Source organism: Ostreibacterium oceani, from assembly GCF_009362845.1.
Classification (GTDB): Bacteria; Pseudomonadota; Gammaproteobacteria; order Cardiobacteriales; family Ostreibacteriaceae; genus Ostreibacterium; species Ostreibacterium oceani.
The window spans coordinates 179,893-201,058 of the sequence record NZ_WHNW01000001.1 but is presented as its reverse complement, the minus strand read 5'-3'; the positions used below and the strand labels follow the sequence as shown (position 1 = coordinate 201,058).

The following is a 21,166-nucleotide window of genomic DNA, read 5'->3' as shown; positions in this document are numbered from 1 at the left end:
ATGCAAATTTAAGTTAAATTAGGTGACGAATTTTTCAAGTATATTTCATCTTTCACGTAACTTGCGTTAAGCCAAAAACAATGTTTTGTAAATTCAGTCAATCCCGTTAGTTTATCCGCAACAGGTAATTCATATGTGTCTGCTGCATTTTTAGCGTGTGGTCTAACGTGGCTCACTCTGTTTTCGGTTTTCTTTGGGAAATTTGTCTTTCTTATTCCTTTGTCGGTTATTTCTTTTACGATTCCTCCATTTGAAACTGTCTTTATCGTTTTTTCCCAAACGTCTTTTGCTTCAAGAATATCAGAATGTGGCATATTCCAAAACTTTACTTTTCGTAAAATCAAATCTTCGCCTTCAAATTGGTAAAACACAAAGAAAAATTTACTTTCCAATATGTTCTTAAAATCGGAATCTTCCCAATCTGTTCGAACAAATTCTTTATATTTAAATGTTGGAAATGAAACATCTTCTTTCGGTAAATTATTTTCTTTAAGTCTAATTGTTTTTACTCGAATATCTGCTTTTTCAAACTCCGCTATTTTTTGATTTAACTCAATTCCAAGAATTGTATTTGTAAGGTTGGCAAAATAACTTTTAGCTTTTTGATTTAATTCCAAGCCTAATTCTTGTTCAATGTGCTCTGCTGATTTTCCATAAAACGGTTGAAATTTTGAAATTACAACATCTTCAATTGATTGGACTAAATCAAGAATTTCGGGTTGATCAATTATCTTTCCGTAAACCGCAGTTTCTTCTTGAGCGATATTTGCTATTATGTGATTTACATAACCTTGTTTAAGCGAATATGCTCTTTGTTTTGCTTTTTCAACATTGAAAGGTTGGTCACGATATGACTTTAAGGCTGTTGAACCTTTTGTACAAGCTCCAAGATAAAATGTATCTCCTTCCGATAATTCGTGTGCTTTACCGTCTTTTATTTTTTGGTTTATTGTTTCCCAATCGTGTTTGATAATTTTCAAATCTTCGTTAGGGTATTGCCAACCGTCAACCAATTTAATAAGGTAATCAAGAAGGTCTAAATCTTTATCGTGCAGATAAAACACCAAAAGTAAATGAGCATTTTTCTTCCAAAATGAACTGGTTTCAAAATCCTCTTTATGAACTTCTAAATAATTTATGATATTTAAAACCAATCTTTCTTTTGAGCGTAATTCTCCATTTCTCAATGTTTTTAAAGGACTAGATTTTAGTTCAATTCCTGCTTCTTTAAAATCAGGTTCGGCATCAGAATTAGGTTCATAACCGAAATAGAATTTTTCTAAAATTTGACCAAAATTGCCTTTTCCTTTGTAGCCGTGTTTTTCAATTTCTTTACCACAAACTTCTCGTAAAGTTTGGTTTTTTAGCAGTTTGGCAAAATCAATAATTGAATCTGCCGAAGTAATATCAAGCATATTCAAACTGATTTATTTGTTTATAAAGTTCTTCTCCGATTTTTTCGATTACTCCGACTACCAAAGCATTCCCCATAAAAAATGCTCGTTTCGTGTCGGTAATCCCATCAATTTTTGTGTGATTATCGGGAAACATATTCAGTCTTTCCAATTCAATTGGCGTTAGTCTACGTAATCCTCTATCCGAAACAACAACGTGTTTAAATCTTGAAGGTGATTTCCCGCCTTCTCCTGTGATTATTGTTCGAGATGGTTTGTTTAGTGAATCTGGGAAAGTCATACCGCCTTCGCTGTAGTGATATTCAAAACCTTGAGCATTTTTTCTTATTTCTTTTTTAGAGCCTTTTAAATAAGCCCATCTTTCAATAGAATGTTTATCGATATAAAAATCAGAGGGAACTTCTTCTTTTTGAATAAGGTCTTTCAATAGAATGTAATTGCCCTTATAGTTTGGTCTTGTTCTTATCGTAGTAACCAAGCCATCAATCATTATGCCTGTGTTTTCAAAAGGTCTAGCAAAGTTGTTATGATTAAAGTTATCAGATATTGAAACAATGTCACCCTCTAATGTGAATTCTGTTGGAAACAGCATTTTTTCAGGTGTTATTGGAAACGCCTTCGCTAATGCCCCTTGGTTTAAAATCCACTGTGTGGGCGTCATTCGCGCTAGACTCTTTTGAATGCCCGTTTCCTTTAGGTAGGCTAAGATGAATATTCGTCTTCGCCGTTGTGGCATTCCAAAATCAGCTGCATTGATTACTCGCCATTCAACTGCATAGCCCAATTCGTTCAGGCTCTGTAAGATAATGGCAAAATCACGACCTTTTTGTCCAGAAGGAGAAATAAGTAACCGATCAACATTCTCTAGTATCAAAAATTTTGGCTTATTTTGTTTTTCTTCGATGATTCTGTGAATGCTCCACCATAAAACTCCTTTTTTGCCGATAAGTCCTTTAGAGTTCTTTAAAGTAGTTGCGACAGAGTAATCCTGACATGGAAAACCACCGACTAATAAATCATGGTCTGGAATTTCTGAAGACTTAACTAGTGAAATATCTTGATTTGAATGTCCATGTTTACCAAAACGGCTTTCGTAAACAAATGAGGCATGCTGTATTTTTGTGGAGGGCTCCCATTGGTTACTCCAAATCACTTTATAGTTTGTTTTTATTGATTTTTTGTATTTTGAGGATGGTGACTTTCCATTCCAGCCTTCTAGTCCAAGCCGAAAACCACCAACACCTGCAAATAACTCTATAACTTTAATATTTTTCATTAGTCAAAGTCTATCATTTTTTTTGTGTTACAAAAAGACTATGGTTTTTCATATGACAATTTTAATACAGTTTTTTGAGCAGATTATCCATCAGCCATTACCCACCGAATTATCAATGGTAGATACATCAGCGATTTGCAAAAACAATGCGCGGATGTCTGCCAATAGCGCTAGGCGATTATTTCTTTCGCTGTCATCGTCTGACATGACCATGACTTGGTCAAAAAAGTCATCCAGCGGTTGGCGTAATACCGATAGGATATTGAGGGCGCTGGCATAATCCTGCTGGGCAATAGCGGCATTGAGCTGTGATTTAACGTGGCTGGTTGCTGCCGCGAGTGTTTTTTCCGCGGTTTCGGTGAGTTTTTGCGTATCAACGGCAGATTGTGTGACGGTGGTTTTTTTGAGGATATTGCTGATACGCTTGTTGGCGGCAAATAGATTGTCCGCTGCTTCGTGGGGTAAAAATGCCATCAACGCCTGACAGCGTGCCGTTGCATCATGGGTATACGCAGGTTTTACCGCAAGGACAGCCTCGATCACATCGTAGCGAATGCCTTGGTCGTGATAGTAGCCTTTTAAACGCTCGTCAATGTAGGATTGAATATCGTTTAGTTGTTTCTCGGCGCTTAATGCGGGGTCAAAAGCTTGGGCAGCGAAGGCTAATAAATCAGCGAGTGCCAAATCGAGTGCCGCGTTATCCAGTAGTCGAATGATGCCAATAGTGGCTCGGCGCAATCCATAGGCATCTTTGGTGCCTGTTGGTTTAGCACCGACCGCAAAACCACCGATTAGGTTTTCGATTTTATCGGCTAGTGCAATGACTAGCCCCGTTTGTGTCTTGGGGAGTGCATCGCCTGCGAATTTTGGTAGGTAATGTTCGCGTATCGCTGTGGTGACCTCGTGCGGTTCGCCATCGTTTTTTGCGTAGTATTGACCGATGACACCTTGCAGTTCGCCAAATTCAAAGACCATTTCGGTGGTTAAATCACATTTGGCTAATTGGGCGGCACGGCGAGCATAATCGCGATTATAGTCTAATTGCTCGGCAAGCCATTGGGCGATGGTTGTCATGCGTTCGCTGCGGTCAAATACGCTGCCTAATTTTGCTTGGTAAACGACGTGTTTTAACGCATCGCGCCTAGCAATTAACGGGGTTTTTTGGTCATTTTCCCAGAAAAATTCGGCATCAGCAAAACGCGGTTCAATGACGCGCTGGTTACCGACCCGGACGATATCAGGGTGTTCTGATGCGATATTGGCAATCGTGACAAAATACGGCAAAATCTTATTCTCTGAATCCACCACAGCAAAGTATTTTTGGTTATCCTGCATGGTTTTGATGAGGACTTCCTGCGGAATGCGCAGGTAGCGCGCGTCAAATTCGCCCAAAATCGCAACGGGGTGCTCAACAAGGGCGTTGACTTCATCCAGTGTGCCTGCGTCGATAACAGGGCTTGCACCGTGTGCGGCATCAATGGTGGCAACTAGCGCGTTGACTTGCTGAACAATCGTTTCACGGCGTTTGTCGATATCGGCAATGACAAAGCTATCGGCGAGGTTTTTTTCATACGCGTTGGCGTGCAGAATGGTGCGTGTTTTATCGCCATGAAAGCGATGCCCTAGTGTGGTATTGCCTGATTTCACACCGAATAACTCGGCGTCAATGACGGTATCGTCTAGCATCATGACCAAGGTCAAGACAGGGCGAACAAAGCTCTCGTCACGGCTGCCCCAGCGCATACGTTTTGCAATCGGTAAATCGGCCAAAGCCGCTTGAAATAAATCAGGGATTAATGCGACAGTCGGTTTGCCAGCGACCGTTTGGCGAAAAAACAGCCAGTCACCCTTGGGGGTGCTGTCGATGTGTAAATCATCGGCTGCCACACCACAAGACGCAGCAAATCCGCTGGCGGCTTTGGTCCAGTTGCCATCGGCGTCTTTGGCGGCTTTTAGTGCAGGTCCGCGTTTTTCAATGTGTTGTTCGGCTTGGGTTGCGGCGATGTTGTGCACTTGCACGGCTAGGCGTCTAGCAGTGGCAAAGCGTTTGGCGCTGCCATAGCGAATGCCTTTTTCGTCTAAGCAATGCTTGATTTGCGTTAAAAAGGCTTGTGATAGCTGTTCAACGGCGGCAGTTGGTAATTCGGCGACGCCCAATTCGATTAATAACGTGGATTCATTCATAGATTGCCCCGCAGATTGTCCCGTAGATTGCCCCATAGATTGACTCATGTTGATACCTCCGTTTCGGCCAATAATGCGGCTGCTAAGGGGGCAAATTCACCGCGGCACAAGGGAAAGCCCAGTGCTTTGCGAGATTCGTAATACGCTTCGGCGGCGGCTTTGGCAATGTGGCGCACGCGTAGTAAATAGCGTTGGCGTTCCGTGACGGACACGGCGGCGCGTGCATCTAATAAATTAAACAAATGCGAGGCTTTGAGGACTTGTTCATACGCGGGCAATGCGAGCATGAGTGCCGATAGGCGAACGGCTTCTTTTTCGGCGAATTCAAATTGGCGGAATAATTCTTCTACATTGGCTTGTTCAAAATTATACGTGGATTGTTCGACTTCGTTTTGTAAAAAAACATCGCCATAAGTGACATCGCCTTGTGGTGTGGTGTTCCATAATAAATCATAAACGCTGTCCACCCCTTGGATATACATCGCAAGGCGTTCAAGGCCATAAGTAATTTCGCCCATCACGGGCTTGCATTCCATACCGCCTGCTTGTTGAAAATAGGTGAATTGAGAAATTTCCATGCCGTTTACCCACACTTCCCAACCGAGACCCCAAGCGCCCAGCGTGGGGGATTCCCAGTTGTCTTCGACAAAGCGCACGTCGTGGGTTAGTGGCGAGATACCAATCGCGGCTAACGAGTCCAGATACATTTCTTGAAAGGCATCTGGCGAAGGCTTCATCACGACTTGGAATTGGTAGTAATGCTGTAATCGGTTTGGATTATTGCCATAGCGTCCATCGGTTGGGCGCCGTGATGGCTGCACATAAGCGGCATTCCAAGGCTCTGGCCCAATCGCCTTTAAAAAAGTAGCCGTATGAAACGTCCCTGCGCCCACCTCGACATCATAAGGCTGTAAGACGAGGCAGCCTTTCTCTGACCAAAATTGCTGTAATCGTAAAATTATTGCTTGGAAACTCATTGTTGTTGTCATATTTTATCCGCTTAGCATCCAGTTGGGCATGTAGTTACGCATCTAGTTAGCGAACGAGTGGCTTTGCCTAATTCATTGCCCAATTTGTATTTAATTACTTTATTATCATTTCAATTTGTCTATTCTACAAATCCATCGCACGGACGCCAAGCATTCTTTGCGATTGTTTTTACCTTGCATGGTTTAGTCGCGTGCGTGTGCAATGTGTAAAAAACACGCAAAAAACGCGTAAAAAATAAAAAATGAGTAGGCACGGGCCGAGACATTGCCTATAATTTGCCACGGTAAAAAACCAAAAATTAACCAAAAAATTATAGCAATGACCAATGATTGTCATTAGATAACAAAAAATTGATAGGAATTGATAGGAGTATAAATAAAATGTTAATGCGTAACAAGTTAATTGCCGAGTTTATCGGTACGTTGTGGCTGGTGTTAGGTGGTTGTGGTAGCGCCGTATTGGCGGCTGGGTTTCCCGATGTGGGCATTGGTTTGTTGGGCGTCTCTTTAGCGTTTGGCTTGACGGTGCTGACAATGGCGTATGCCATCGGGCATATCTCGGGCTGTCATTTAAATCCAGCCGTGACATTGGGATTATGGAGCAGCGGGCGAATGCCCACGTGTGAAGTATTCCCCTATATCATCAGCCAAGTCCTCGGTGGTATTGCTGGAGCGGCAATTTTGTATCTTATCGCCTCGGGGCAAGCAGGGTTTGATGTGTCTGCTGGATTTGCCTCAAACGGCTATGCTGAGCATTCGCCAGGCGGGTATAGTTTGCAGGCAGCACTGACGACCGAAGTGGTGATGACGTTTATGTTCTTGTTTATCATATTGGGCGCAACACACGAGCGCGCACCTGCGGCGATGGCACCTTTGGCGATTGGTATGGCGTTGACGTTAATTCATTTGATTTCGATTCCGGTTACCAATACTTCAGTCAACCCTGCGCGTAGCACGGGTGTCGCGTTATTTGTTGGCGATTGGGCGGTTAAGCAGCTGTGGTTATTTTGGGTTGCACCGATTGCTGGGGCGATGGCGGCTGGGTTTTTGTATCGTTGTTTTGGTCAATCAAGCGCTAATAGTAACTAATAATAGCTAACTAATCACCTAGCACCATTAGCCTAGCGCCATTAGCCTAGCGCCATTAGCCAGCAAGGTTAGGAATAAAGGTTAGCAATAAAAAAGGCTAACGATAAGTGCAATAAAAAACCCCGTCAATCGGGGTTTTTTATTGCGCGGTGATGACGGGGTGATGATGACGGGGTGATGATGAGGCAGTGGCGAAAACAGCGATAGGGCGACAGGTTGTAGTGGCAATGCCATGGCAATACGATGGCAATACGATGGTAATATTGTGGCAATATGATAGTAGTGTCATGGCAATGTTATATCGGTATTCATATTAATGCTAAATGTTACCTACGCATAACTATTTGTGATATAATCTATTAAAAATAGTTGTTGCCGCTGGCAGATTTATTCAATAAATCATACATTATCAATTGATTAATTTATTTTGGTTAATTTATTCAAAGGATTGAGGTGCGCAGCGCAGTTAACGGCTATTATGCGGCTATTATGCGGCTATTATGCGCTATTCTGCGGCAAGTGAAGTGGTGAACAACAACTAACAGGTAACAATCGAGATGAAATCTAAACAGACAGCTAAGCTAAAATCTAATTCAAAAACTACGTCAAAAACTAAGGCAAAAGCTAAATTAACGGCACAAGCCTTTTGTAATTTGATTAAGGTACAAGACTTGCGAATGATTATCGCCCTAGATGAGCACGGCACGATTCTCAATGCAGCAAATGTGATGGGGCTATCACAACCTGCGATTACTAAGCGTCTGCAGGATTTGGAGCGTGACTTGGGTGTGACGTTATTCCATCGAATGTCACGAGGGGTTGAGCCGACGCCCTACGGTGAAATCATCATCAAACACGCGCATATCATCATTAATCAACTGCGAGACGCAGAAGGTGAAGTGTCGGATTTAGCCGCTGGGCAAGGCGGCAGACTAACGATTGGATTGACAGTTGCCGCCTCGACGGATTTGGTGTCGCGTTCTGTCATTGAGTTATTAGCGCAGCGAAAGAATGTACAGATTAATTTAGTCGAGGATTATAACATCCGTTTAATTCCTTCGTTAAAACGTGGCAATTTGGATTTAATTGTCGGTCGATTGCCGAATAAAAATCAGTACGAAGACATTCACATCGAACATTTTTATAACGAAACGCTGCAACTAGTTGTCCGTAACGAGCATCCGCTGGCTAAGCGCAAAAATGTGAGCCCTGCAGACTTATTGGCATGGAATTGGTTAATGCCGCCGCGTGATTCAATCATGTATAGCCAGATTGAGCGGTTTTTCCGTAAATCCGAGTTAGACTTACCGTCTGCGAGTATTTATTCTTTAACGCATGTGCGTAGCCTGAAAGTGATTAAAAGTAATGATTTAATTGCGGCATTTCCAGGCGAATCCATCTCTGATGAGGCCCGTGATAATCGGATTACGATTCTCGATGTCGATTTATCTGAAGAAGCGACTAATATCGGCATCATTACCCGACAAAGTGGCTTTGCATCGCCGGCGGCAACGTTATTTATGGATATTGTTCGGGCTGAGTCGAAAAAAATGGGGAGTTGACCTTGTATCTTTCTTGTGTGTTGTATTGATGCTTTCCTCAATCTCCATGCCCTTATGTAAGGTCTTGACGTAAGCACTTTATGCCGTGACTTGATGTCACTAGGTAGTGGTTTATAGGGCTATCAGATATAAAAAATTTAAAAAAGTTTAAACAAGATTAAAAGAAAATCTGGGTAGAAACCCAAACAAAAACACCCGCGATTGCGGGTGTTTTTGTAGAACATGTCTTAAAACGCGTGTGCTAAGACAGCAAGGATTCCATCACTCTGTTTTGGCATCACTTTGTTTTTGGATTAGCTAATTTTGCCACTACCCAATTTCATCTGGCATTTCATTTTTACGTTTTTCGATAAAGGCTTGTAATGCCGCATCAGTCTCTGCATCGAGCGGTGGCGCTTCATAAGCCGCCAATAGCTTTTTCCAGTAAGCATTGGCGCGTTGCTCCATCGTCAATTTACCTTCAGCGCTCCATTGCTCGTAGCTGTTATTATCAGTCAACGGAGAGAGATAAAACGCATCTTTGAAATTGCGCTGCGTATGGGCGCAACCCAGATAGTGTTTGCCAGGCCCGACTTCACGAATGGCATCCATAGCTTGACCGTTTTCGGTCATATCGACACCGCCAATGATGCGCTGTGCCATGCCAATTTGATCGGCGTCAATGACGAATTTTTCGTAGTTCATGACCAATCCGCCCTCTAGCCAGCCTGCAGTATGCAGCATAAAGTTAATGCCTGCCATCGACGAATGTGACATGGTGTTGGCGGCCTCGACGGCGGCTTGTGCATCGACGACTTTGGAAGCGCAGAAACCGCCACCTGAGCGGAATGGAACACCCAAACGTCGCGCAAGACCCGCCGTAATGTACAGGATTTGTGCAGGCTCTGGCGTGCCAAATGTCGGCGCACCGGATTGCATGGAAATCGAGCTAGAAAACGTACCAAATACCACAGGCGCGCCTGGACGAATAAGTTGCGCAAATGCCATGCCTGCCATTGATTCAGCGAGAATTTGTGAGCAAGTACCCGCAACGGCGACAGGCGACATAGCGCCTGCTAAGATAAATGGCGATACGACGGTGGCTTGGTTGTTGCGTGCCAATACTTTGAGCGCACCGAGCATGGTGTCATCAAAAGTCATGGGTGAATTCGCGTTAATCAAGCTGCTGGTAAAGGTCTTTGGCTCGCCGTTTTCGTCATAAAAGTCATCGCCAAATAGGATTTTTAGCATATCGACGGTGTCTTGTGAGCGCTCAGGCGCAGTAACAGAGGCCATGAATGGTTTGTCAGAATATTTCATGTGTGCATAAACCATGTCCAGATGTCGTTTATTGACAGGAATATCGACGGGTTCACACACCGTACCGCCTGAATGGTGCAGGCTGTCACACATATACGCGAGTTTGACAAAGTTTTGGAAGTCATCAAGCGTTGCGTAGCGGCGTTCAAAATCGAGCGAGCTGACAAATGGCGAGCCATACGCTGGCACATTGACCATGCGGTCGCCACCGATAATGGTGGTTCGCGCTGGGTTTCTGGCGTGCTGCGTATATTCGCGGGGCGCATTGTCTTGGATTAATTGACGGCATAGCCCACGAGGAAATCTAACGCGTTCGCCTTCTATCGTACAGCCTGCATCACGCCACATTTGTATGGCTTCTTCGTCACCGCGAAACTCGATACCAATTTCATTGAGGATGGTTTCTGCATTGTCTTCGATAATTTGGTAGTCAGCTTCGCTGATGATGTCGAAATAAGGAATTTTGCGCTCAGCAAAGGGTTTGATTGTTTTTTCAATACGCGCGTCTGCGCCACCACGACCACGTCGACTACGTCTTTCTGACATAACTTACGCTCCATAAATTAAAGGAAAATGATACACATGTAATCGACCTTTAGCGGCTAGCTGAATAACCTAGCTACTCGCTAAAAGCCCCACTACATTGCCAAAGGTTATTATAAGTCTAATTGGCATTATCGCGTTAGCTAAAAAGCGTCACTTCCTGCGCACAAACAGAAAAGACCGTGTGATTTCGACGTTTGGCGCCGCTTTGAACTGACCTGCCTGAGCTGACCTGCCGCTTTGAATCGACCTGCCGCTTTTTATCTTGAATCGACTGATTGCTTTTTATCCGCTCAGTACCCGTTGTACAACCAATCGGACGACTATACGGCTATTCGAGTTATGATACGGCACGGGGTATTATGCGGGTTGTGTGAGTAGGGCTGACAATAGCCCATCAAAAACTTGATCGGTTTGGTTCAAGTTGGCAATGATTTCTCGGTGTGAAATTTGCTGGTTACCTGTGTTGACATTGGTCACCAAACCACAGACAGCATAATCAGCTTGGATTTCTTGGGCGAGTGAGGCTTCTGGCATGCCCGTCATGCCGATGACATGGCAGCCATCGCGTTGGTAGCGTTCTATTTCTGCGCGCGTTTCATAGCGCGGGCCCTGCGTGATAGCATAAGTGGCATTGTCATGATACGGCTGGCTTTGTTCGCTAGCAGCATGGATAAGCTTTTGTCGCGCTTGTGAGGAATAGGGCTCTAAAAATTCGGTGTATTGGACGGTCTCAATCTGTGAATTAAAAAATGTCGATTTTCTATCCCAGGTGTAGTCGATAAGCTGGTCGGGAATGACAATATCTTTGACCGAAATATTGTCGTTGATACTACACATCGCTGAAAAGGCATAGATTTCTTGGCAACCAACATGGTGTAACGCCCAGATGTTAGCACGATAATTAATCAAATGCGGTGGAATCGTATGCTGTACGCCATGCCGTGCCAAAAAGGCAATAGGCGCGCCAAATAGCGTGCCAAGGATAATCGGCGATGAAGGGATGCCAAAAGGCGTTCGAACAACTTCCTTTTTTTGAATGACCATTTGTTTGAGTGATTTTAGGCTACTGCCGCCAATAATGCCAATCATCGTGTTATACCTTTTTTGTTTGATTATGGTTGTTAGTTGGATGTTAGTTGGATTTTAGTTGTTTGTTAATCTAAGCGTAGTCTTCGCTTTAGTTTTAGCGTGACTTTTAGTGTGTTCGGTTTTAGTGTGATCGGGTCAGTCATCAGTCGATTTTAAGGCATAAATGCCAGGCAAATGCCGCAAATAGCCATGATAATCCATGCCGCAGCCGTATATGTATTTATCATCCACCCCAGTGCCAATAAAATCAACTTGAAAATCGGCAACCTTGCGATCGTGCTGCTTGTCAAGCAGACAGCAGGTTTTGATGCTAGCAGGCGCTGCATTTTTTAGTACGTTAACGATAGACTTAAGGGTAATGCCTTCGTCAAAAATATCATCGACCAAGAGGACATGTTCGTCTTTTAGGGGCAGGTCGGGCTCGGCCTTCCAAATTAATTCTTGTGTACCGATATTATCCTGGTAGCGGGTCGCGTGAATATAGTCCATACGGTGGAAAAACGATAACCGAGTTAATAGATGGCCGGCAGGGATTAAGCCACCATTGAGTACGACGAGGATAATCGGATTTAAAGTGGCATAATGTAAATTGAGCATGGCTGCTAATTTGTCATAAGCCGCCAAAATGGTCGGCTCGGTAATCAAGCATTCCGATTGGTTTAATACGTCTTCTAGTGTTTCGCTGCTTACGCGCTGATTTTTCATGAGCTACTTTGTCCGTTTGTTTTTTCAGCTAGTCTTTTCGGTTATTTTAGGTGCGTATAACAGTGCAGATAGCCCTAGTAACACAGCGTTTCGGTTGAATTGCCCATCACTTCGCTAATGACATAGCCCGCGCCAACGATGTCATCAACTTCGGGGATTAGTTCTTCGCCCCAGCGCAGCGTCAGGTGCTTGGTAGCTTTGATTTGAACGCCCGTTTCGTGGGCTTCTTGGATGAGTTGATAGACGGTTTTGTCTTCTTTTAGCGTGAGTATGCTTTCTGCAACGCCTTTGACTAGAATTTCGCCGCTACTACCCGAAAAAATCAATTCGACATGATAATCCATGGCGGCGGCAACGGTTGCGTTATAAATGGGCTCAACAATTTCACAAGGATTGTGTGGGTTGCTATTATTGACGACAATTAACAGGCGCTCGGTCATAAAACCTCTGACGGATTTGTGGGTTGTAAAGTGGCGACGATGTTTCGTCTCGTGAGCAATTATAACGGCTATTGGCGTTAATTGCCAAATAATCTATCAATTCTATCCACGCTATCAATCCTATCAGCCTTGTCGATTGGTTTAACGTAGGTAATGCCATCAGTAATGCCATCGGTGATAATTAAATCACTGTAAATCACTGCCGTTGTCAATGTGCCTGTCAGCTAGCCTATCAACTGGTCTATCAACTCGATTTGCGGTAAAGCCCTGTCGCACCCATTGCGACAGCCATAACGCTTAGTATCGCAATGAACAATGACCAGATACTGGCGCTAGGTACTGGGTGGGCTGTGCCGCCAGCCCCGACAAGGCACGCCAAATCGGCGGTGGCGTCAATCATGGCGGTGTTTTGCCCCGAAGTAAAACTAAAATCGCCCGTGGCATCACCGGTATCGGTAATCAGGTTAGTGACGCTAAGGACGCTACACTGGTCTACCTCGTCCCAAGTCACATCGAGGACGATTTGACAACCCGCCGCCGGTACGGTGCCGGGCGTTAGCGCGAGTGCGTTTGGCGGTGTGATGGTGGGTGTGCCGCCACAGGTATTGCTGGCGATACCATCCAATCTAAGCGGTGTTGGGAGCGTGTTATTCAGCACCAAGCCCAAGGCATCGCCAATATTGTTGCCAGTGATATCAATCGTTAACTGCGTGCTGGCGCCTGGTGCGACGACAGCGGTGGCAAAGGCTTGACTGACCTGTGTCACCGTGGGTGGCGTATTATTGGCGGTGACAATCAGGTTGTCAAATGCCATGTATCTTCTTTGCGGTAGTCCAGAAAAGACCATAATCAATTTATCACCCGCTGAAAAAGCACTGGTGTCTACCGAAAAGTTATACGTTTGCCAATCAAAGGTGGCGTGATTGATGCTGTTGGTCACATTGATAGTGTCTGAGTCAATTGGCGTTTGGTCCACGCCACCGATAATGACGCGAACACTGCCCCCAAAAGCAACAGTGGCGTTGGATAAACTATAAGTCTGCCCTGCGGGTAGGCGATAAAAATTCGCGGTAACGGGCGAGGTTTCTGGCGCGGTGAAATTATAGTCACTAAATGTAAAAAGGCGGATTTTGGAGAGTTGAATGGATCCATTGATTAGCGGTTCACCTTGGGGATCAAACGCCAGCCCCCAAGACTCAATTTGGGCTGTTGAAGCATTTCCCCCATGCATGCCGATAACAAAATTGCCCGCGGTATTGCTGGGGTCAGCGTAGTTTGGATGGCTGGCGCACAGTCTATCGGCAGTGGCAGTTTGGGCAAAAATCGCATCGGGTGGATCGTTATAGTCTGCTGCGAGCGTTGATGCTGAGGCCGTGCCTCCCCAGTCTGGGCAATTGGTATTGGCTGGATTTTCAAAATCATTTTGATAGATGATGGTTTGGGCTTGTACGGATGCTATGCCCAACGTCATTAAGGTAAACAACGTGGTGACAGAGGTCATCAGGCGGGTCAATGGTCTATGTGGTATCGTACGACGTGTCATGGTAAAGTTTCCTTGTGTTTTTTTATTAGTAATAGCGTCATTGCTTAGGGTTTACGCCTTAGACCGCCGGCGCAAATACAGGCTACGGTAGCTGCCAACCAAGGTGATAAATAGTAAGAATAATGACCAGCTACTGGCGCTAGGTACTGGGTGTGGCGTAGCGCCAGCCCCGACAAGGCACGCCAAATCGGCGGTGGCGTCAATCATGGCGGTGTTTTGCCCCGAAGTAAAGCTAAAATCACCCGTGGCATCACCGGTATCGGTAATCAGGTTAGTGACGCTAGGGACGCTACATTGGTCTACCTCGTCCCAAGTCACATCGAGGACGATTTGACAGCCCGCCGCAGGGACAGTGCCGGCCATTAGCGCGAGTGCGTTTGGCGGTGTGATGGTGGGTGTGCCGCCACAGGTGTTGCTGGCGATACCATCCAATCTAAGCGGTGTTGGGAGCGTGTTATTCAGCACCAAGCCCAAGGCATCGCCAATATTGTTGCCTGTGATATCAATCGTTAACTGCGTGCTGGCGCCTGGCGCAACGACAGCGGTGGCAAAGGCTTGGCTGACCTGTGTCACCGTGGGTGGCGTATTATTGGCGGTGACGATCAGGTTGTCGAATGCCATGAAGCGTTGTAAAGGCAAGCCAGTAAAAACCATAATTAGCTTATCACCGGTTGCAAAAGCACTGGTGTCTACCGAAAAGTTATACGTTTGCCAATCAAAGGTGGTGTGATTGATGCTGTTGGTCACATTGATAGTGTCTGAGTCAATTGGCGTTTGGTCGACGCCACCGACAATGACGCGGACATTGCCCCCTACTGGGACGCCAGCATTGGATAAAGTGTAGGTTTGTCCAGCGGGCAATCGATAAAAATTGGCTGTAACAGGGGTGGTTTCGGGGGCGGTAAAGTTATAAGAATTGTTCGCAAAAACACGGATTTTGGAGAGCTGTATAGACCCGTTGATAAATGCTTCGCCCTGCGGGTCAAACGCCAGCCCCCAAGATTCAATATTATTGGATGCAACGCCAAAGGTAATAGCAAAATTTCCCGCGGTATTGCTAGGGTCAGCGTAGCTTGGATGGCTGACGCACAGTCTGTCGGCAGAGCCAGTCTGTGCAAAAATCGCATCGGGTGGATCGTTATAGTTTGCTGCAAGTGTTCCAGCAGAAGCAGTGCCTCCCCAGTTTGGGCAATTGCTGGGTGTTGGATTTTCAAAATCATTTTGATAGATGATGGTTTGGGCGTTTGCCGATGTTAGCATCATAGCGGTGACACAGGCGCCCATCGTGATTAAAACCAGATAGCGACGCACGATGGCGTATAGCGGTTTGTTTATATTAATGGCATAGCGGTGAGTATTATATGACATGGTTTTTTAGAAAAATAATTAAGCATTTATATTACAAAAATATTACAACGAAATCACGCAAGCTAGGTAATAAAAAATGACAACATTAACGTATTGTAATAAACAAAACGCCTTGGCATGGTAAGGACGACGATGGGTTAGTGGTGTTGTAATCGTGCTTTTAGTAATAGTGTTTTTAGCGTGTTATAGCGATTCGACTGCGTCGCGCCACTGTTGGTGGTGTTAAGCGCGGCTTTGTTGCGTTGCAATGCCGTTAATCGTGCTTGACGGTCGTTGTCAGGGGTGATTGGCTGGCATTGATAGGCGATTTGCATGGAATCAAAGTCGTTACAAAGTAAGATTAAGTCGCAGTTTTTGGCGGCCAATGCCACCCGATCAGCCATACCGCCAAATGCCGCCGCGCCTGCCATATCTAAATCATCGCTGATAATTGCGCCGTTAAATCCAAGCTGATGCCGCAACACCTCAGCCAACCAAAAATTAGAAAATCCAGCGGGCATGCCATCGACTTGGCTGTATAGAATATGCGCCGGCATGATGGCTTCGATACCTGCCTCGATTAGGTGTTTAAATGGTTGTATTTCGGTTTGTTGTAGCGTGGCAAAATCCGCCGTCGAGACGGGTAATTCAAGGTGTGAATCCGCCACCACGCCACCATGACCAGGAAAGTGTTTGCCCACACCAATCGTGCCCGCTTCGCGCATGCCAGCATAAAATGCGGCCGCCAGTTCACCGATAATGTCTGGATTTTCATGAAAGGCGCGGTCACCGATAATCGTTGAAAAATCCGTTTGCAAATCCAGCACAGGGGCAAAACTAAAATCAATATCACAAGCGGCAATTTCATGCGCCATGACATAGCCTGCGGCGTGGGCAATTTGCTGGGGGCAGTGAGCGGCTTGTTTATCATCGTATAGTGCGCCAAAAGTTGCCATCGGTGGAATCGCGGTAAAGCCATCGCGAAAGCGCTGAACACGACCGCCCTCGTGATCAACCGCGATTAATAAGTCATTGGTCGCGGTTTCGCGTAGCGTGTTGACGAATTGGGTGATTTGGTCTGGGTTATCGTAGTTGCGGGTGAATAAAATCACCCCTGCGGTTAACGGGTGTTGTAATAGCTGGCATTCGGCGTCCGTGAGTTGTTTGCCTTGGATACCAATCATAAATAAAGCAGTATTTGAAATCATCGGTGTTATTCGTAATAGTCAGTGGCTAGGGTTGTGGCGCTTGTCGTTAATTCGTATCATGATTAGATGGTGCGATTAGATGGTGCGATTTTGCGCCGTATTTGGTTGCATTTTCTGTCGTGCAATTTATCGCGCATTTTGTCGCGCATTTTGTCGTACGCTGAAAGTTTAGTGCTATTATAGTGCAATCGTGTGTAGTCGTGCTAGCGTAGCTTGAAATTTGTCTCAATCGGTGCTCATAGACACCGCAATTGAACCCAACAATTGGGCACAACAATTGGGCACAACAATTGGGCACAACAATTGGGCACAACAATTGGGCCCGATAAACTGGACACGATAGATTGACATAACCGCCTGCTATTTTTGTGCGGCGCAACAAAGGTAATCGATTTAAATGGCAACAGAAATCGCAACAGAAATCGCGGCAACAGAAATTGCAGAGAATAACCCCGCTCGTTTCCCCGATAGGCACGCACTGAGCAACGCCTGTACGGCAGCCAGTGAAATGGTCAAGCGTTTTGCCGAGCGATCGCCCGTCACCTATTCGCAAATACTAGAACGGCTTGAAACGTCTACGGAGAACCGCGCCAACGCCGTAAAAACGTATAACGAATACCTGAATCAATTGTCTTCGTTGGTTGCGGAGGTGGATGAAAAAACCCTAGCGAAGCGGTTGCGTGAATTTCGATTGCAAAGCCATGTCGAGCTGGCCTGTCGTGATATTGCGGGGCAAATAACCATCCAAGCCATGCTGCGGGCGCTGTCAGATTTGGCGACGGTTTGTTTGGAAGTGACTTATCAATACCTGTATCGACAAATGTGCGAACGTTACGGGATACCAATGGGCAAAAATAGCCAAACACCGCAGCATTTGACGGTATTTGGTATGGGGAAGTTGGGCGGTGGCGAGCTGAACTTTTCATCAGATATTGATTTGATTTTGGCGTATCCTGAAAATGGCACGACCACATCAGACGAAAATCCGATTGATAACGAATTGTTTTTTCATCGGTTGGCGCAAAAATTAATCCGCTTGCTAGACCAGTACGATGAAAATGGCTTTGTGTACCGCGTTGATATGCGGCTCAAGCCTTTTGGCAGCGTTGGAACTTTGGCGACGACTTTTACGGCAATGACACGCTATTATTTGCAGCATGGGCGCGATTGGGAGCGCTATGCGTTGGTTAAAATGCGTCCTGTTGCGGGTGATATTGCGGCGGGGCAGGCGCTTATTTCGCAATTGTCTTCGTTTGTTTATCAGCGCCACGTCGATTATGTGGCCATGCATTCTATCGACGACATGAAAAGCAAAATCATCGCCGCTGCCAAAGAAAAAGGCATCAAAGATAATCTAAAGCTGGGTTACGGTGGTATTCGTGAAATCGAATTTATCGTGCAAACGTTTCAGATGATTTATGGTGGGCGTATGCAGTCGCTGCGCCAGCAGTCGTTGCTGGGTGCATTACAAGCACTGCAGGACAAGGAGTTATTATCCGAAAAAGTCGCCGCCATGCTGCGCGTTAATTACCTGCGGTTACGCCAAATAGAAAATGCAATACAGTATTATCAGGATCAGCAAACACATGATTTACCAAACAAAACCGCGCCACGACAGGCATTGCTGACGGCGTTGGGCGAAAAAGACTGGCTGCGCCTTGTCGAAGAAATTAACCGTATTCGCTACGAAGTATTTGCGTTGTTTCAGCGCGTCTTTGCCACTCAAGATGGGCAAGCACAGCCAATTGACCAAGAAAAACTAACCGATGATTACTGGCTAGACTTGCTGTACCAAACCGACATGACCCAGCAAAGCGCAGAAACCATTGCGCACCAGTTTGTACAGTTTTATAAACGGATGTGGCAGCATGATTTGGGTGAAAAATACTTGATTCGCTTAAATTGGGTTTTGCCACAAATCATTGCGGCGCTGGATGGCGAAGACAACCCCGTTAAAATCGCTAACCACATGCTGACGCTGCTCGAGTCCATTGCCGATGAGAGTGTTTATCTGAGTTTGTTGGTCGAGCATCCAGGCGTGTTGAAAAAAATCATGCATTTGTTTATGCACAGTCGTTGGATGACAGAGTTTTTATGTACCCATCCATTGGTTATTGATGAACTAATCCATGAAAACCACGAAACCGCACCACGTAGCGCTCAAAATATCCGCAGAGAGTTACAGCGTGCCATTGCACAATGTAGCGATACCGAAAGCACGCTGCAAAAACTCATGGACTTTAAGAATGCCGAGACATTTCGAGTGGCGAGCGCAGATTTGCAAGGTAATATTAAGCTGCTGCACGTGTCAGACCAGCTGTCTTGGATTGCTGAGGCGATTATTGATGCCATTTTGACAATGGCCATCGATGCGCTGGTGGAAAAATATGGACGACCGATTTATGTGCTCGATGGGCAGACGAAGCAGGCATCGTTTGGTATTATCGCGTATGGCAAGCTGGGTAGCTTGGAGATGGGGTATCGCTCTGATTTAGACTTGGTGTTTTTGCATGATTCGCAAGGCGAAAAGCAGATGACAAATGGCGAACGGTCTATAGATAACGCCGTGTTTTTTTCGCACGTGGTGAAAAAATTCACCGATTTAATTACCACATTGACACCCAGCGGACAGCTTTATCCTGTGGATACACGACTGCGCCCGTCAGGCGGCTCGGGGCAGGCAGTCAATAGCGTTAATGCGTTTGCGCAGTATCAGTTTCATGATGCGTGGACATGGGAACACCAAGCCTTGGTGCGCGCTCGATTTGTTGCTGGTGGGCAGTCTATCGCGGATGCCTTTGCCGATATTCGCCAGCGCGTACTGGCCATGCCCCGTGATAGCGAAACGCTGCGCCAAGATGTGCTGAAAATGCGCACCAAAATGCGAGATCAGCATCGCGACAAAACGCTACCAGACGGTCAGGCGAATATCAAACAAGCCGCAGGTGGGCTAACGGATATTGAGTTTATTGTGCAGTACTTGCTGCTAAAACACGCGGTGGATTTCCCTGATTTGGTGCGTTGCAGTGATAATGTTCGCCAAATTGCAGCGCTTGAGTTATTCGAAATTTTACGTTCGGCGGATGCCGCAGATTTGCGGTTTGCTTATCGGGCGTATCGCTTTTGGATACACCACCAACAATTATTGGGGCATGAAACCGTTGTCGATACGGCGCGATTTGCGCAAGAAATGCAAGACGTCAAAGCCATTTGGGCGCAGGTTTTTGAAACCCAAGTTGAGACGAAAGCTGAGACGAAAACTGAGGCAAAAATTGGGGCAAAAACAAGCTAACCACAAATCGCAATACCTAATGCCATAGTCAATACAATAGCCAGCACAATAGCTAACATGAGCCAGTAAGCTAAAAAGGCATAGATTGCAGTTTACAGCGGCCCAAAAAACCGCAATAATAAGGCGCTATATAGACAGGATTAACAGAGGATAATAATATGGCAAGTCAAGAATTTGGCACGCAATTTTTTGATGAAATAACGTGCAGTGAATTTGATGGCAGTACCTGGTCAGCGGTTAGTTTTCAGGCGAGCGATGCGCTGGTGTTGCATCCTGCTTCGCATGCGTTGCACTACGCGAGCGAATGCTTTGAGGGGTTAAAAGCCTTTCGTACCAGCACGGGGCGCATTTGTGTGTTTCGTTTAGACGACCACATTTCGCGGATGCAAAATTCGGCACGCCAGCTATGCTTGCCCGTGCCAGACGCCGCGCAGATGCGGCAAATGATTCTCGTATTATTGAATAAATACGCCGACCAAGTGCCTGATTTCCCAGGGACGGCGTACATTCGTCCGACGTTGATTGGTACTGACCGTTCAATCGGTCGCGCAGCATCCCCTAGCCGCACGGCGTTATTGTATATACTAATATCACCTGTGGGTGATTATATCTCAGCAGATGCAAAAGTCAGCGTGTTGTTAGACACCGATAATCTGCGTTGTGCGCCGCATTTTGGTGCGGTAAAATCAGGGGGCAACTACGCATCGGCACTGGGGCTTGTCATGCAGGCGCGTGAAAAATACGGGGTTGAGCAAGTCATTTTTGCGCCTAATGGCGATGTTCAGGAGACGGCTGCCACTAATTGCTTGTTAATTAATGATACCGAAGTCATCACTAAGCCGTTGTCTAATGACTTCTTGCCTGGTATCACGCGGGATTCGCTATTAAAAGTCGCTGCGCATTTAGGCTATCAAGTGACCGAGCGCAATATTGATGCTGACGAGTTGATTGACTGGGCAAAAACGGGCGAAGTGGCCTTGTCAGGCACTGCTGCGGTTCTAGTGCCAGTCAGCGAAGTGGTGTATCATGAAAATCGCTATTCGGTCAATGCGGGTAATCCTAGTGTCAATACGATGAAGTTGCGTCAATACCTCAATGCCCTGCAACAGGAGCAAGCACCCGATAGCTTTGGCTGGTTGACGCCGATTGCCTAGTTGGTCTGTGTGATGATGGCCTGTGTGG

General features: G+C 45.8%; 15 protein-coding genes. 4 read left to right on the top strand and 11 right to left on the bottom strand.

Annotated features, from left to right (window positions below; all coding sequences use genetic code 11):
- Positions 1-8: 8 nt before the first annotated feature.
- The 4 genes from GCU85_RS00855 to glyQ all read right to left on the bottom strand — a co-directional run bounded on the left by GCU85_RS00855 (position 9) and on the right by glyQ (position 5,864).
- Positions 9-1,415 carry a Sau3AI family type II restriction endonuclease gene (locus GCU85_RS00855; RefSeq protein ID WP_152808378.1) on the bottom strand — a complete coding sequence of 469 codons (1,407 nt, stop codon included), beginning with the start codon at positions 1,413-1,415 and terminating at the stop codon, positions 9-11.
- On the bottom strand, positions 1,408-2,691 hold the full coding sequence (dcm, locus tag GCU85_RS00850; protein ID WP_152808376.1) for a DNA (cytosine-5-)-methyltransferase: 1,284 nt from the start codon (positions 2,689-2,691) through the stop codon (positions 1,408-1,410). The genes GCU85_RS00855 and dcm overlap by 8 nt, the downstream gene beginning before the upstream one ends.
- A 90-nt stretch (positions 2,692-2,781) precedes the next feature.
- Positions 2,782-4,923, bottom strand: a complete 2,142-nt coding sequence (gene glyS, locus GCU85_RS00845; protein ID WP_152808374.1) for a glycine--tRNA ligase subunit beta — start codon at positions 4,921-4,923, stop codon at positions 2,782-2,784.
- Positions 4,920-5,864: a glycine--tRNA ligase subunit alpha gene (gene glyQ / locus GCU85_RS00840; RefSeq protein WP_152808372.1), complete on the bottom strand. Its 945-nt coding sequence runs from the start codon at positions 5,862-5,864 to the stop codon at positions 4,920-4,922. Before glyQ ends, glyS begins: the two co-directional genes overlap by 4 nt.
- Positions 5,865-6,251: 387 nt before the next feature.
- On the opposite strand from glyQ, the gene aqpZ reads away from it, so the two are divergent.
- Together aqpZ and GCU85_RS00830 are read left to right on the top strand one after the other, a co-directional pair.
- On the top strand, positions 6,252-6,953 hold the full coding sequence (aqpZ, locus tag GCU85_RS00835) for an aquaporin Z (protein WP_218110452.1): 702 nt from the start codon (positions 6,252-6,254) through the stop codon (positions 6,951-6,953).
- Between the two features lie 557 nt (positions 6,954-7,510).
- Complete coding sequence (locus tag GCU85_RS00830) at positions 7,511-8,515, top strand: LysR substrate-binding domain-containing protein (RefSeq protein ID WP_152808368.1); 1,005 nt, start codon at positions 7,511-7,513, stop codon at positions 8,513-8,515.
- A 309-nt stretch (positions 8,516-8,824) separates the two neighbouring features.
- On the opposite strand, the gene GCU85_RS00825 is transcribed toward GCU85_RS00830, so the two are convergent.
- The 7 genes from GCU85_RS00825 to nagZ all read right to left on the bottom strand — a co-directional run bounded on the left by GCU85_RS00825 (position 8,825) and on the right by nagZ (position 16,692).
- Positions 8,825-10,360, bottom strand: a complete 1,536-nt coding sequence (locus GCU85_RS00825) for a trimethylamine methyltransferase family protein (protein WP_152808367.1) — start codon at positions 10,358-10,360, stop codon at positions 8,825-8,827.
- A gap of 357 nt (positions 10,361-10,717) precedes the next feature.
- Positions 10,718-11,449, bottom strand: coding sequence for an S-methyl-5'-thioinosine phosphorylase (locus GCU85_RS00820; protein ID WP_152808365.1), 732 nt, complete (start codon positions 11,447-11,449; stop codon positions 10,718-10,720).
- A 135-nt stretch (positions 11,450-11,584) separates the two neighbouring features.
- Complete coding sequence (locus tag GCU85_RS00815; protein ID WP_152808363.1) at positions 11,585-12,154, bottom strand: hypoxanthine-guanine phosphoribosyltransferase; 570 nt, start codon at positions 12,152-12,154, stop codon at positions 11,585-11,587.
- 74 nt (positions 12,155-12,228) lie between these two features.
- Positions 12,229-12,594, bottom strand: coding sequence for a peroxiredoxin (locus GCU85_RS00810; RefSeq protein ID WP_152808362.1), 366 nt, complete (start codon positions 12,592-12,594; stop codon positions 12,229-12,231).
- Between the two features lie 244 nt (positions 12,595-12,838).
- On the bottom strand, positions 12,839-14,137 hold the full coding sequence (locus tag GCU85_RS00805; RefSeq protein ID WP_152808360.1) for a hypothetical protein: 1,299 nt from the start codon (positions 14,135-14,137) through the stop codon (positions 12,839-12,841).
- A gap of 51 nt (positions 14,138-14,188) precedes the next feature.
- Positions 14,189-15,505 (bottom strand): hypothetical protein, encoded by a 1,317-nt coding sequence (locus GCU85_RS00800; protein ID WP_152808358.1) that lies wholly within the window; start codon positions 15,503-15,505, stop codon positions 14,189-14,191.
- Positions 15,506-15,642: 137 nt separating this feature from the next.
- Complete coding sequence (gene nagZ / locus GCU85_RS00795) at positions 15,643-16,692, bottom strand: beta-N-acetylhexosaminidase (protein WP_152808357.1); 1,050 nt, start codon at positions 16,690-16,692, stop codon at positions 15,643-15,645.
- Positions 16,693-17,089: 397 nt separating this feature from the next.
- On the opposite strand from nagZ, the gene glnE reads away from it, so the two are divergent.
- On the top strand, positions 17,090-19,984 hold the full coding sequence (gene glnE / locus GCU85_RS00790) for a bifunctional [glutamate--ammonia ligase]-adenylyl-L-tyrosine phosphorylase/[glutamate--ammonia-ligase] adenylyltransferase (RefSeq protein WP_152808355.1): 2,895 nt from the start codon (positions 17,090-17,092) through the stop codon (positions 19,982-19,984).
- 158 nt (positions 19,985-20,142) lie between these two features.
- Complete coding sequence (gene ilvE / locus GCU85_RS00785) at positions 20,143-21,138, top strand: branched-chain-amino-acid transaminase (protein WP_152808352.1); 996 nt, start codon at positions 20,143-20,145, stop codon at positions 21,136-21,138.
- Positions 21,139-21,166: the final 28 nt, after the last annotated feature.